Source organism: Vibrio sp. YT-18 (assembly GCF_033337345.1).
Taxonomy (GTDB): domain Bacteria; phylum Pseudomonadota; class Gammaproteobacteria; order Enterobacterales; family Vibrionaceae; genus Vibrio; species Vibrio alginolyticus.
This window is the reverse complement of record NZ_JAWOQO010000022.1, coordinates 1-13,636: the sequence shown is the minus strand read 5'-3', so window position 1 is coordinate 13,636 and position 13,636 is coordinate 1. Positions and strand designations below refer to the sequence as shown.

Here is a 13,636-nt window from a genome sequence, read left to right as displayed (position 1 = left end):
GTGTTCCTTCCATCATTATTGGGTGTTCTCATGCCTGACAAATTTAACATGCAATCTCCACCGTTCGATCGCTTAACTGAAGCACAACAAACGCGACTGCGATCGTCTCTGGACGTTGCCTACTATCGAGCTCGAGATGTTATTTTATCCTGCGGACAGAAGAACCCCCACTTACATATTCTGATCAAAGGCGCGGTAGAAGAGCGCTCCAACGATCAACAGGAAGTGTTCGCACATTATGCCAACGACGATATGTTCGATGTACGCTCGTTACTTGAAGACAAGGTACGTCATCACTACATCGCGCTTGAGGACACGCTCTCTTACCTACTGCCGAAAGAAGTTTTCCTTGCCCTTTACAACGAAAATGGCCAGTTTGCAGCCTATTTCGATAACAATTTATCGAAACGGCAAGAGCTCATCGAAGCGGCCCATCAACAGCAAAACTTAGCGGAGTTTATTCTCACTAAAGTTGACCGCAGTATTTATCACCCACCGATGATCCTTGAACCAAATACACCAATTAACGAGGTAACACGTTCCTTAAAAGAGAATGGGATTGACGCTGCATTGGTTCAACTCCATGGCGATGATCCACGATTGGAAAAATGGCCATCAGCCCACCCGTACGCAATAGTGACTCGTACTAATATGCTGCATTCTGTGATGATAGATGGTTGCGCGCTCGACACACCAGTGGGTGAGATCGCGAGCTTTCCTGTTTATCACGTTGATGATGGTGACTTTCTATTCAACGCCATGATCACAATGACCAGAAATAGAATGAAACGCCTCATGGTATGTGAAGGCAACAGAGCCGTCGGCATGCTGGATATGACCCAAATTCTCAGCGCGTTCTCAACCCACTCTCACGTGTTAACGCTCAGTATTGCTCGAGCAAGCAGCGTGGAAGAGCTCGCTTTGGCCTCAAACCGCCAACGTCAATTGGTCGAGAGCTTATTGAAAAACGGCATCCGCACTCGCTTCATCATGGAGCTTATCTCAGCCGTAAACGAACAAATTATCGAGAAAGCGTTCGAGTTAGTGATACCACCAGCCTTGCACGACCATTGTTGCTTGATCGTACTCGGCTCTGAAGGCCGAGGAGAGCAAATTCTCAAAACCGATCAAGACAATGCCCTGATTATTCAAGATGGTTTGGAATGGCCTCATTGCGAACAAGTGATGCGATCCTTCACACACACCCTACAACAGCTCGGTTATCCACTTTGCCCTGGTAAAGTGATGGTTAACAACCCGAAATGGGTCAAAACACAGCAAGAATGGATAAGTACCCTAAACCACTGGATAGCTAAAGCCGAACCAGAACAAATCATGGACTTAGCTATTTTCAGTGACGCCCATGCTGTTGCTGGGAATTGCGAGCTGCTGGCTCCAATTGCGGCGCATCTTCGTGACACAATGAAAGATCGCATGTTGATATTGTCTGACTTTACTCGCCCTGCCTTGCAGTTTTCGGTGCCCCTAACTCTATTTGGCAACGTAAAAAGTGCTAAAGACGGATTGGACATTAAACGCGGCGGTATTTTCCCAATTGTACACGGCATTCGCGCCTTGTCTTTGGAGTATGCCATTGAAGAGAAGAACACGTTTGAACGCATTGAAGCTCTGAGAAATAAGCGCATCTTAGAATCCGAAACGGCAGATAATCTCAACGAAGCACTGAAATTGTTCTTTAAACTTCGTCTTAATCAGCAACTCAAAAAGCAAGAAGCGTTGAATAACATTGATATTAAACAACTGGATAGAACTGAGCGTGATTTGCTTCGCCACAGCTTACATGTGGTGAAGAAATTTAAGCAATTTTTAGGCTTCCATTATCAAATTCGTGATTAACCCTGATTTTCATAAATCACAGAGGCGTAGGCAATGAACTGGTTACAACGCAAATACTGGCATTACAAATTGAAAGGCTCGCCTTATCAGTCGCTGTTTTGCACGCCAGATAAAACAGAATACGTCTCTCTTGACTGCGAAACCACCAGCCTTGACCCAAATCGCGCCGAGCTGGTGACTATTGCAGCCACCAAGATCATCGACAACCGCATCATCACCAGTCAACCATTTGAAGTCCGCTTACGCGCGCCGCAATCGCTCGACTCAGGCTCGGTCAAGATCCATCGAATTCGCCACCAAGACTTAGTCGATGGCATCAGTGAAAAAGAGGCGCTGCTCGAGCTGCTCGACTTTATCGGCAACCGACCACTTGTGGGCTATCACATTCGTTACGATAAAAAGATCTTAGACCTTGCTTGTCTGCGGCAACTTGGCTTCCCACTTCCTAACCCACTTATCGAGGTCAGTCAGATTTATCACGATAAGTTGGAACGACATTTGCCGAATGCCTATTTCGACTTAAGTCTGGATGCCATTTGTAAACACCTCGAACTTCCTATCCAAGACAAACACGACGCCTTGCAAGACGCGATTTCTGCCGCTTTGGTCTTTGTCCGCTTAACGAAAGGCGATTTACCCAACCTAACCGCGCCGTATACATAAAAATCAGTTGACCTAGCTCCCAGAAATACTTTTGTTTCAGCGATTTCCCGGCGCTTCCATCACTCTCATCCTAAAGTCTAATTGTGGAAATACGCGCGGTGACTGACAGTTATAAGCACAACGTCGTCATTACCACGACCAAGTTATTTAGAACCAAAAAACAGCCCTACAAAAATATATTCAAAATCTTATCTAGATTGGTGTAAGGCCGAGAAATAAGGCACAAGGAGAGAAGCCATGAGCGAAGCCCACGTTTATCCGGTAAAAGAAAATATTAAAACTCATACACACGCGGATAATGATACTTACTTAGCCATGTATCAGCAGTCGGTAACCGATCCAGAGGGCTTCTGGAGCGAGCACGGCAAAATCGTTGATTGGATCAAACCTTTCACCAAAGTAAAAAGCACTTCTTTCGACACTGGCCATGTTGATATTCGCTGGTTTGAAGATGGCACACTGAACGTCTCGGCTAACTGTATTGACCGTCATCTTGCAGAACACGGGGACGACGTCGCCATCATTTGGGAAGGCGATGATCCAGCCGACGACAAAACACTCACTTTCAACGAACTGCACAAAGAAGTGTGTAAATTCTCCAACGCATTGAAAGAGCAAGGCGTACGCAAGGGCGACGTGGTGTGTCTATACATGCCAATGGTGCCAGAAGCCGCAGTGGCGATGCTCGCTTGTACCCGTATTGGTGCGGTTCACACCGTAGTATTTGGCGGTTTCTCACCAGAAGCACTATCCGGCCGTATCATCGACTCTGACGCTAAAGTCGTGATCACCGCTGACGAAGGCGTACGTGGCGGACGCGCTGTTCCACTGAAAAAGAACGTGGATGAAGCACTAACCAACCCAGACGTAAAAACCATCAATAAAGTCGTCGTGCTTAAACGTACAGGTGGTGATGTTGAATGGCATGAACACCGTGATGTTTGGTGGCACGAAGCAACAGCCAACGTTTCTGACGTTTGCCCACCAGAAGAGATGAAAGCCGAAGACCCGCTGTTCATCCTCTACACATCTGGCTCGACAGGTAAACCTAAAGGCGTACTACATACTACAGGCGGTTACCTCGTCTACGCGGCAATGACCTTTAAATATGTCTTCGATTATCAACCAGGTGAAACCTTCTGGTGTACCGCGGATGTGGGCTGGATTACAGGCCATACTTACCTAATTTATGGTCCACTAGCGAACGGGGCCAAAACCATTCTGTTTGAAGGTGTTCCAAACTACCCAAGCACGGCTCGTATGAGTGAAGTGGTTGATAAGCACCAAGTGAACATTCTCTACACTGCGCCAACCGCTATTCGTGCACTAATGGCAAAAGGTAACGAAGCGGTAGCAGGGACATCACGTTCAAGCTTACGTGTAATGGGTTCAGTAGGTGAGCCTATCAACCCTGAAGCGTGGGAGTGGTACTACAAAACGATTGGTAACGAGAGCTCGCCTATCGTTGATACTTGGTGGCAAACAGAGACCGGCGGTATCTTAATTGCACCACTACCAGGCGCAACAGACTTAAAACCAGGCTCAGCAACTCGACCATTCTTCGGAGTCCAACCTGCACTGGTTGATAACATGGGCAACATCATTGAAGAAACCACAGCAGAAGGTAACTTGGTGATCCTTGATTCATGGCCAGGTCAGATGCGTACTGTTTATGGCGACCACGAACGCTTTGAACAGACCTACTTCTCAACCTTCAAGGGAATGTACTTTACTAGTGATGGTGCTCGTCGTGACGAAGACGGCTACTACTGGATCACTGGCCGTGTTGATGACGTACTAAACGTGTCGGGTCACCGTATGGGTACCGCTGAAATTGAATCAGCGCTAGTGGCGCACCACAAGATTGCAGAAGCGGCGATTGTTGGTATTCCACATGACATCAAAGGCCAAGCTATCTACGCTTACATTACATTGAACGATGGTGAATTCCCGTCAGCTGAGCTGCACAAAGAAGTTAAAGATTGGGTGCGTAAAGAGATTGGTCCAATCGCGACACCAGATGTACTGCACTGGACAGATTCCTTACCGAAGACTCGTTCTGGTAAGATAATGCGTCGAATCCTGCGTAAGATTGCAACGGGCGATACAAGCAACCTCGGAGACACGTCAACGCTTGCCGATCCGAGCGTGGTAGACAAGCTTATCGCAGAGAAAGCAGAATTGGCATAAATTCAACCAACTGTTTTAAAAGCACTTTAAAAACCGCCATCACTCATGGCGGTTTTTTGCTTTAGTGCACAAATTGGCCACAAAAAAAATATGGCAATTATGTTGTTTTTGTTAACTTGGTTACAGAAACGAGAGTGGCTATTAGGAGATTAGACCAGTAAATTGCTGCTAATTGCTATGAATTAGCTATAATCTTGGTCGATTTTTTAAAATTTGCTCGGTTTTAACAAAAAAATCGTGCTGAACTATCGTATATTTGGGAATATAAACGTTCCACTCACGATAAGGGAAGATAGCAACACAATGTCTGCAAAGTCACGGATTCTTGTTCTAAACGGACCAAATCTTAATCTATTGGGTCTGCGCGAACCGACACACTATGGTCACAGTACCTTAGCTCAAGTTGTGGATACTCTTACAGAGCAAGCCCATAACGCTGGGGTAGAACTGGAACACCTACAATCAAATCGTGAGTACGAACTGATTGAAGCCATTCACGCTGCCTATGGCAAGATTGACTTCATCATCATCAATCCAGCGGCTTTCACTCATACTAGTGTGGCGCTGCGAGATGCATTACTTGGCGTCGCCATCCCATTTATTGAGGTGCACTTATCAAATGTGCACGCACGTGAACCATTCCGTCATCACTCTTATCTGTCAGATAAAGCAGAGGGTGTGATTTGCGGTTTAGGCGCACAAGGTTATGAATTTGCTCTGTCTGCAGCGATCAATAAGCTACAGGCAAAGTAACCCTAACACTCTGCAACCCTACGAGGGTTGTCTTAATCACAAGATAAAAGAGAAAGAAAAGATGGATATTCGTAAAATCAAGAAGCTAATTGAGTTAGTTGAAGAGTCTGGCATTGCTGAGCTAGAGATCTCTGAAGGTGAAGAGTCAGTGCGCATCAGCCGTCATGGCACTGCAGCCCCTCAAGCACCAATTCACTACGCAGCAGCTCCAGCGGCGGCACCTGCTCCAGTAGCAGCGGCACCAGTAGCGGAAGCGCCAGCAGCAGAAGCTCCAGCAGCAACACCTGCAGGTCACCAAGTTCTTTCTCCAATGGTTGGTACTTTCTACCGCTCTCCAAGCCCAGACTCTAAAGCATTCGTAGAAGTGGGTCAGAAAGTAAATGCTGGCGATACTCTATGTATTGTTGAAGCAATGAAAATGATGAACCAAATCGAAGCGGACAAATCTGGCGTTGTTACAGCAATCCTAGCTGAAGACGGCCAACCAGTTGAATTCGACCAACCTCTTGTTGTAATCGAATAAGCGGGGCTTGCCTTATGCTAGACAAAGTAGTCATCGCGAACCGAGGTGAAATTGCACTTCGTATTCTTCGCGCTTGTAAAGAATTAGGTATTAAGACCGTCGCTGTTCACTCAACAGCGGACCGCGATCTTAAGCACGTACTACTCGCAGACGAAACCGTATGTATCGGCCCTGCTCGTGGTATCGACAGCTACCTAAACATTCCACGCATCATTTCTGCAGCAGAAGTGACTGGTGCTGTGGCTATCCACCCAGGTTACGGCTTCCTGTCTGAGAACGCAGACTTCGCAGAGCAAGTTGAGCGCAGTGGTTTCATCTTCGTTGGTCCAAAGGCAGACACTATCCGCCTAATGGGCGATAAAGTATCTGCTATCAATGCAATGAAGAAAGCAGGCGTTCCTTGTGTACCGGGTTCTGACGGCCCTCTAGACAATGACGAAGAGAAAAACAAAGCATTTGCTAAGCGCATTGGTTACCCAGTAATCATCAAAGCATCTGGCGGCGGCGGCGGTCGTGGTATGCGTGTTGTTCGCGCAGAGAAAGACCTTATCCAAGCCATTGCAATGACACGTGCTGAAGCAAAAGCGGCGTTCAACAATGACATGGTTTACATGGAGAAATTCCTAGAAAACCCTCGTCACGTTGAAGTTCAGGTTATTGCTGACGGTCAAGGCGGCGCAATCCACCTTGGTGAGCGTGACTGTTCAATGCAACGCCGTCACCAAAAAGTAGTGGAAGAAGCTCCAGCACCTGGTATCACCGAAGAAATGCGTAAGTACATCGGTGAACGCTGTACTCGTGCATGTATCGAGATCGGTTACCGCGGCGCAGGTACGTTTGAATTCCTATACGAGAACGGTGAGTTCTACTTCATCGAAATGAACACTCGTATTCAGGTAGAGCACCCAGTAACAGAGATGGTTACTGGCATCGACCTAATCAAAGAACAGCTTCGTGTTGCAGCGGGTCAGCCTCTGTCATTCACTCAAGATGATATTAAGATCCGTGGCCATGCGATTGAGTGTCGTATCAACGCAGAAGACCCTGAGCGCTTCCTACCATCTCCGGGTAAGATCGAGCGTTTCCACGCTCCTGGCGGTATGGGTGTACGTTGGGAATCTCATATCTACACAGGCTACACAGTACCACCTCATTACGATTCAATGATTGGTAAACTGATCACTTACGGTGAGAACCGTGATGTAGCGATTGCACGTATGAAGAACGCACTGGGTGAGATGATCATCGAAGGCATCAAAACTAACGTGCCACTGCAATTCTCCATTATGAATGACGAAAACTTCCAACACGGTGGTGCAAACATCCACTACCTAGAGAAGAAGCTTGGCTTACAATAAGCCTAAGCAAACGTCTTAAAAAATGCCCACTCCCGTGGGCATTTTTGTTTTATATGTACGCGAAGGGCTCAACATATAAATCGGCTTATTTGGGTATATACTCAAACAAATCGTAGAGTTCTGGTAAACTCTGCGCCACTTCATTCACTTTAAGAGCAAAAACCAATGCCTTGGATTCAAATCAAACTCAACGCGACCAATGAAAACGCTGAGCAAATCGGCGATATGCTAATGGAAGAGACTGGCGCGCTGTCTGTTACATTCTTAGACGCGCAGGATACACCTGTATTCGAACCTCTACCTGGCGAAACTCGCTTATGGGGCGATACTGATATTCTGGCACTGTATGATGCAGAAGCAGACACTAACTTCATCATCGACCAAATTAAAGCGAGCAATATGCTGGCTGACAATTTTGCTTACAAAGTAGAACAGCTTGAAGATAAAGACTGGGAACGCGAATGGATGGAAAACTTCCACCCAATGAAATTTGGTGAACGCTTATGGATTTGTCCAAGCTGGCGCGACATTCCAGATCCTGACGCTGTTAATGTTATGTTGGATCCAGGCCTTGCATTCGGTACGGGTACTCACCCTACAACAGCACTTTGTCTTGAGTGGCTAGAAAGCATGGACTTAAGCGGTAAGACCGTTATCGACTTCGGTTGTGGCTCAGGTATTCTTGCGATCGCAGCGATCAAACTGGGCGCTGAAAAAGTGATAGGGATCGACATTGATCCTCAAGCCCTGCTTGCTTCAAAAGACAATGCTGAGCGTAATGGCGTTGCAGACAAACTAGAAGTTTACTTACCGCAAAATCAACCAGAAGGTCTCGTCGCTGACGTCGTTGTGGCCAACATCCTTGCGGGACCTTTACGTGAACTTGCACCTATCATCAAAGGACTAGTTAAGCCAAATGGCGACCTCGCTATGTCCGGCGTATTAGACACTCAAGCTGAAGATGTTGCGAACTATTACCGTGACGAGCTTCACATTGACCCGATTGTTGAGCAAAGTGAATGGTGTCGCATCTCTGGTCGTAAGCAAGGCTAGACAAGGTTTTCAGAGCTAATTGTTTGAAATTCATACAATTTACAAAAACAATTTGTAAATGCTCAAATATTAGTCTTTTCACGCAGTGAAAAAATGCGTAAAATGCGCGCCCTTGCTGGTACAGAACTGTGATGACGTTTTGAAAATCGGAAACTATCAACTTAAGAACAATCTAATCGTAGCCCCTATGGCTGGTGTAACGGATAGACCGTTTCGCGAGTTGTGTCTTCGCTATGGTGCGGGAATGGCCGTCAGTGAAATGATGTCTGCTAACCCAAAACTATGGGGAACGTCAAAGTCGAAACAGCGCATGGTACACGAGGGCGAATCGGGCATTCGCTCTGTACAGATTGCGGGTTCCGATCCACAGCTTATGGCGGACGCAGCTCAATTCAGTGTTGAGAACGGTGCACAAATCATCGACATCAACATGGGCTGCCCGGCAAAAAAAGTGAATAAGAAGCTAGCGGGCTCTGCTCTGCTTCAATACCCAAACATTATCGAAGAGATTTTGAAAGCGGTCGTGAATGCAGTGGACGTTCCTGTAACGTTAAAGACTCGAACTGGCTGGGATACAGACAACAAGAACTGTGTCCAGATCGCTAAATTAGCCGAAAACTGCGGCATACAAGCTCTTGCTCTGCATGGCAGAACGAAAGCATGTATGTACAAAGGTGAGGCCGAATATGACAGCATTAAAGCGGTAAAAGAGGCGATTTCAATTCCGGTTATCGCGAACGGTGATATCGATAGCCCGGAGAAAGCCAAATTTGTACTGGAGTACACCGGTGCGGACGCTTTAATGATTGGACGCCCTGCCCAGGGTCGTCCTTGGATTTTCCAGGAAATCCATCACTATTTGGAAAACGGCACCACAATGGAGGAACTTCCAACTGAGGAAGTGAAAACCATTATGCTTGGTCATGTAAATGCTCTGCATGAGTTTTATGGGGAGTTCTTAGGTCCACGTATCGCGCGCAAGCACGTTGGGTGGTACCTGAAAGAGCATGAACAGGCAAGTGAGTTTCGCCGTACCTTCAACGCTATCGACGCAGCTCCGCTGCAAATTGAGGCGTTAGAAGGTTATTTTGATAACGTTGCATCATAATTAAGAGAAGAGCTAGACCGAATATGTTCGAACAAAATCTGACTTCAGAAGCATTAACAGTAACTACAGTAACGTCACAAGACCAGATTACTCAGAAGCCTTTACGTGACTCTGTTAAAGCGTCTCTTAAAAACTACCTTGCTCAACTAAACGGCCAGGAAGTAACAGAACTATACGAATTAGTTCTAGCTGAAGTTGAACAGCCACTACTAGATACTATCATGCAGTACACTCGCGGTAACCAAACTCGCGCAGCAACTATGATGGGTATCAACCGCGGTACTCTTCGCAAGAAACTTAAGAAATACGGCATGAACTAAGACCGTTTTTCAAAAAGTATTTGGAACAAGCCGTTACCTTTTTAGGTAACGGCTTTTCTTTATCTACTAAAACACTACGAATAACGCTCACTTTGTTCAGTATTACCAACTGGCTTTAAGATAACTACTGCTGAGCCAAACAATAGGAAAGCCACGAAAGCGACCCATTCATTGCCTACAGAATACGCGAAGCCCGCCAAGGCAGACCAAATCGCGACACCAAAGTGCATCATACTCATTCCAAAAGACATTAACACACCTCGATATTCATCAGATAAGCTTGCGATATGTGCTTGTAATGCCGGAGAACCAACCCCTCCAGCAAGAGACCAGAGCACTAGAGCTGGAAGATAAGCGGTCACCGTACTCATCTCATTTGAGAACACCCATGCACTGCAAGGTATGCACACCATTAAAGCCACTCGCATAACGGCTCGAGAGCTACCAAGCCAGCGAGAAGCTCTCGCCACGCACATATTTCCAACCACACTCACGATCCCTAGAGCTGCATAAATAGCGCCCACCCAACCGAGCGCCAAATCGCTGGTATCTCGAATATGAAGGCCTATCAGGTTAAATACACCAATACCTCCCCCTAGACCTAAACACATCGCTAAAATCGCCCTCAACGCGCCAGGAACATGAATTACACCTGTTATAGGTGGCAGAGCATCTGACATTTTGGACTCATCATGCTGGTCATTCATGAACACTACGCTCATAGCACTGACAAGAAGAGCCGCAACGCCCAAAATAATAAAAGCGGCACGCCATGATAAAAGCTGGGTCAACAATGCTCCGATCGCAGGGCTAGTTATCATACCTAGCGTTAATCCCGCCTGAACCATCACAATTTGACGCATCGCTCTATTACCCTTCGCGTCTCCCGCTAACGCGAATGCAATTGGCAACATGCCTGCACTTGCAATACCAGTGATCACTCGAGTTGCAATAGCAAGTTCAAAATCATGAACTATGCCCGTCGTAATAGACGCAACCCCAAATACAAAGCAAGCAGGCACCATGATACGAATACGCCCAACTCGGTCTGAAAAACGGCCCAAGTAAGGAGCGCAAATTGCTATGGCTAAACTATATGCCGTAATAAATAAGGTAACCTGACTCGGTTGAACACTTAAATCATTTCCGATGGGTTCAAGAATAGATCCAAGCATCAACTCATCAACACCAACAAGAAAAGCAACGAGAAATAGGACCATGGACTGCATCATAGCTCCACCTCCTGTTCTGTTTCCGATTCAGCACAAGTGAGCAACGAAATATCTAAAACTCTATCAGGCCAAGATTGCAAAAATGCCTTCTCATGAGATACCACAATCACGCTACCGGAAAAGCGCTGGAGAGCCTCTTTAAGCGCATTTTTACTGCTGCTATCCAAATGTGTTGTTGGTTCGTCCAACAGCAAAACATTGCATTTCTGAACCGATAAACAACACAGTTTCACCCGAGTTTGCTCACCACCGCTCAATGTATCTAAGTGGCGCTGCGTCTTATCCCCCGAGATCCCAAAGCGAGCTAATAGCTTGCGTGACTCTTTGCTTGAGATTGTTGGCGCACAAGAGCACAGCTCCTGTTCAGGCGTGTTCTGAGGATGGCGCCAAGACAAATCTTGAGAAAAATAACCAATCATTGCACCTTTTGCCAATACCACCTCACCAGAGAGTGGCTCGATCTCCCCCATCAGGGTTTTAAGTAAGGTCGACTTACCCACGCCGTTAAAGCCAGCAACAACCAACTTTTCCCCGCGCGCTAACGTGATATCAAATACTGGAAGCAGAGGCTGCTGATAACCGATCATCAACGCTTTTGCCTCAACCACATTCGGTTGCTCAATGGGCTGGTAAGCAAAGTCAAACGTCGATACTTTCTCTACATTATTCAGTTGAATACGTTCGATTTTATCCAGTTTTTTCTTACGCCCTTTAGCAAGACTCGCGTTAACTCCTGCACCATTTTTGGCAATAAATTGCTCTAGCTTTCGAATTTCACTTTGCTGAGCCTTATATTGCTTTTCTAATAAAGCACCGTCGTGCTGCTTTTGCTGCATTGCTTTGACATAAGTACCGCTGTATTTTCGAACCGTTTGATAATCAATATCACAAATACTGGTCGCTACTTGATTAAGGAAATCAACATCATGAGAAACCAGTAAAACTGTGCCAATGTAATCATTGAGAAACGTGACTAGCCATTCAATGTGCGGAGCATCAAGATAGTTTGTCGGCTCATCAAGAATTAACACATCGGGGTTGCGAAGTAACAACCTGCCTAAAAGGACTTTGTGTCTTTGACCGCCACTTAGCGAGACAAGCGGTGTATCTAAGCCAAATTGATAAATACCAAGACCTACAGCAACTCGTTCAATTTTGGTATTAATTGCATAGAAGTCTTCATCTTCTAAATATGCCTGTAGCCGAGCGACTTGGCTTAAAAGAGATGTAGAGTGAGACTCGGTCATCGCCTGATACAAAGTCCAAAGCTTCTGCTCGGCAGCGTATAAGTTCTCAAAAGCACTCTTTAAGCATTCATAAACCGTCAGCGCATTATCCATCTTAAAATGTTGCTCTAAATACCCCACCTCAAGGTTTGGTAACCAGTCAATGCAGCCCTTATCTGCAGATAATTCACCAATAAGCAGTTTTAATAAGGTGCTTTTTCCAACGCCATTCGCTCCAGTGATACCTATTTTCTCTCCCACGTTAATTCGAAATGTCGCGTTGTTATATAAACTCTTATCAGCGATCTGATAAGACAAATTTTTAACTTGTAAAATACTCATGCTTTTAACCAAATAAAAAGGGCCGGTGATCAATACCGGCCCTTATTTCAATACTGGATAATGCTTTGTAGCTGCTTAACAGATACAAAAAGGCCGATGATGAAATATCACCGGCCATCTCTTCTCTTTTATCAGGTGTACAGACGCCTGCGTATAACTTCAGCGAAGTTACTCACGCATAAAACACCTGATGAAGATTAATTTAAGACTCCGGGCAACACTTCATCGCGTTTTTTGCACGGAGTTCAGCCTTCTTACAAAGCTTTTAAACAAGAGATATAACATGATTTACTGTCGAAAAAATATTCGATGTGAAGCGTACACCTTTAGAATAAAAAGTACCAGATAATTATTAAAACTATCGTGACTTACACGAAGGTCCACAGAAAGAAGACTTTTCCTCAGTCAATGTGCCAGGTGAACTGCTTACTCAGCAAACACAGCTATGAAAGCACCTATACCGCTCACGTTATACGTACGTAGTGGTGGCTTTGAAGGTTGGAGAGGGTTAGAGGGAAGAAGTAGCGAATATACTTTAAGACACTGGCTTAAATAGGTCGACAAAACAAAATCCATGTTTGGAAAGTTTTAAATGCGCTGAGTTTATATTAATAAGCGCCTATGGCTAAATCAAAACATCTAAAGCAGAGAAATCTCCCCCGAAAATAACATAACCTAGTGAATAAATTTTCCAGGTAATAATAAAGGAAGCTTTGGTAAGTAAGCACAAGGGCTGAGAACTAGCGCTCGATACTAGGACCCGGTTCAGTAGAAACCACACAAAACTGAGTTCCACTTCACTCATAACAGGGCTTAGAAAGCATCGCCAGAGGGAAGCCGGCCTCTCGATGCAAGGTTTCAATACGAAAGTGGGTTTAAGGTAAGTCGGGGAACCAAAACGAAAAAAGCCCCAGTCTTTCGACTGGGGCTTAATATAAGTGGCGGAGTGGACGGGACTCGAACCCGCGACCCCCGGCGTGACAGGCCGGTATTCTAACCAACTGAACTACC

The 13,636-nt window shown here is 45.8% G+C and carries 11 protein-coding genes; 9 read left to right on the top strand and 2 right to left on the bottom strand.

Features of this window, described 5'->3' with window-relative positions:
* Nucleotides 1–30: 30 nt before the first annotated feature.
* The 9 genes from R7M72_RS21040 (at nucleotide 31) to fis (ending at nucleotide 9,825) form a co-directional block, all read left to right on the top strand.
* Complete coding sequence (locus tag R7M72_RS21040) at nucleotides 31–1,857, top strand: DUF294 nucleotidyltransferase-like domain-containing protein (RefSeq protein ID WP_213874995.1); 1,827 nt, start codon at nucleotides 31–33, stop codon at nucleotides 1,855–1,857.
* A 33-nt stretch (nucleotides 1,858–1,890) separates the two neighbouring features.
* On the top strand, nucleotides 1,891–2,520 hold the full coding sequence (locus R7M72_RS21035; protein WP_005382363.1) for a 3'-5' exonuclease: 630 nt from the start codon (nucleotides 1,891–1,893) through the stop codon (nucleotides 2,518–2,520).
* 237 nt (nucleotides 2,521–2,757) lie between these two features.
* Nucleotides 2,758–4,710, top strand: coding sequence for an acetate--CoA ligase (gene acs / locus R7M72_RS21030; RefSeq protein WP_054577285.1), 1,953 nt, complete (start codon nucleotides 2,758–2,760; stop codon nucleotides 4,708–4,710).
* Nucleotides 4,711–5,013: 303 nt separating this feature from the next.
* A complete protein-coding gene (gene aroQ, locus R7M72_RS21025; RefSeq protein ID WP_005382360.1) occupies nucleotides 5,014–5,463 on the top strand; it encodes a type II 3-dehydroquinate dehydratase in 450 nt (149 codons plus the stop codon).
* Between the two features lie 61 nt (nucleotides 5,464–5,524).
* On the top strand, nucleotides 5,525–5,986 hold the full coding sequence (gene accB / locus R7M72_RS21020) for an acetyl-CoA carboxylase biotin carboxyl carrier protein (RefSeq protein WP_005386355.1): 462 nt from the start codon (nucleotides 5,525–5,527) through the stop codon (nucleotides 5,984–5,986).
* Between the two features lie 14 nt (nucleotides 5,987–6,000).
* Nucleotides 6,001–7,344 (top strand): acetyl-CoA carboxylase biotin carboxylase subunit, encoded by a 1,344-nt coding sequence (gene accC, locus R7M72_RS21015; protein ID WP_005382509.1) that lies wholly within the window; start codon nucleotides 6,001–6,003, stop codon nucleotides 7,342–7,344.
* Between the two features lie 165 nt (nucleotides 7,345–7,509).
* Nucleotides 7,510–8,397, top strand: a complete 888-nt coding sequence (prmA, locus tag R7M72_RS21010) for a 50S ribosomal protein L11 methyltransferase (protein ID WP_005382507.1) — start codon at nucleotides 7,510–7,512, stop codon at nucleotides 8,395–8,397.
* Nucleotides 8,398–8,536: 139 nt separating this feature from the next.
* A complete protein-coding gene (gene dusB, locus R7M72_RS21005) occupies nucleotides 8,537–9,505 on the top strand; it encodes a tRNA dihydrouridine synthase DusB (RefSeq protein ID WP_005382505.1) in 969 nt (322 codons plus the stop codon).
* A gap of 23 nt (nucleotides 9,506–9,528) precedes the next feature.
* Complete coding sequence (gene fis / locus R7M72_RS21000; RefSeq protein ID WP_000462885.1) at nucleotides 9,529–9,825, top strand: DNA-binding transcriptional regulator Fis; 297 nt, start codon at nucleotides 9,529–9,531, stop codon at nucleotides 9,823–9,825.
* Between the two features lie 74 nt (nucleotides 9,826–9,899).
* Here the strand turns inward: fis and R7M72_RS20995 are convergent, their stop codons facing one another.
* Nucleotides 9,900–11,057 carry an MFS transporter gene (locus R7M72_RS20995; RefSeq protein ID WP_315956666.1) on the bottom strand — a complete coding sequence of 386 codons (1,158 nt, stop codon included), beginning with the start codon at nucleotides 11,055–11,057 and terminating at the stop codon, nucleotides 9,900–9,902.
* Complete coding sequence (locus R7M72_RS20990) at nucleotides 11,054–12,625, bottom strand: ABC-F family ATP-binding cassette domain-containing protein (RefSeq protein WP_064354390.1); 1,572 nt, start codon at nucleotides 12,623–12,625, stop codon at nucleotides 11,054–11,056. The genes R7M72_RS20995 and R7M72_RS20990 overlap by 4 nt, the downstream gene beginning before the upstream one ends.
* Between the last annotated feature and the right edge of the window lie 1,011 nt (nucleotides 12,626–13,636).

What these genes read in the sequence shown, in the direction of transcription:
- acs (WP_054577285.1), top strand. Translation starts at nt 2,758, where the DNA reads ATGAGCGAAGCCCACGTTTATCCGGTAAAAGAAAATATTAAAACTCAT.
- accB (WP_005386355.1), top strand. Translation starts at nt 5,525, where the DNA reads ATGGATATTCGTAAAATCAAGAAGCTAATTGAGTTAGTTGAAGAGTCT.
- accC (WP_005382509.1), top strand. Translation starts at nt 6,001, where the DNA reads ATGCTAGACAAAGTAGTCATCGCGAACCGAGGTGAAATTGCACTTCGT.
- prmA (WP_005382507.1), top strand. Translation starts at nt 7,510, where the DNA reads ATGCCTTGGATTCAAATCAAACTCAACGCGACCAATGAAAACGCTGAG.
- aroQ (WP_005382360.1), top strand. Translation starts at nt 5,014, where the DNA reads ATGTCTGCAAAGTCACGGATTCTTGTTCTAAACGGACCAAATCTTAAT.
- R7M72_RS20995 (WP_315956666.1), bottom strand. Translation starts at nt 11,057, where the DNA reads ATGATGCAGTCCATGGTCCTATTTCTCGTTGCTTTTCTTGTTGGTGTT.
- R7M72_RS21035 (WP_005382363.1), top strand. Translation starts at nt 1,891, where the DNA reads ATGAACTGGTTACAACGCAAATACTGGCATTACAAATTGAAAGGCTCG.
- fis (WP_000462885.1), top strand. Translation starts at nt 9,529, where the DNA reads ATGTTCGAACAAAATCTGACTTCAGAAGCATTAACAGTAACTACAGTA.
- R7M72_RS21040 (WP_213874995.1), top strand. Translation starts at nt 31, where the DNA reads ATGCCTGACAAATTTAACATGCAATCTCCACCGTTCGATCGCTTAACT.
- R7M72_RS20990 (WP_064354390.1), bottom strand. Translation starts at nt 12,625, where the DNA reads ATGAGTATTTTACAAGTTAAAAATTTGTCTTATCAGATCGCTGATAAG.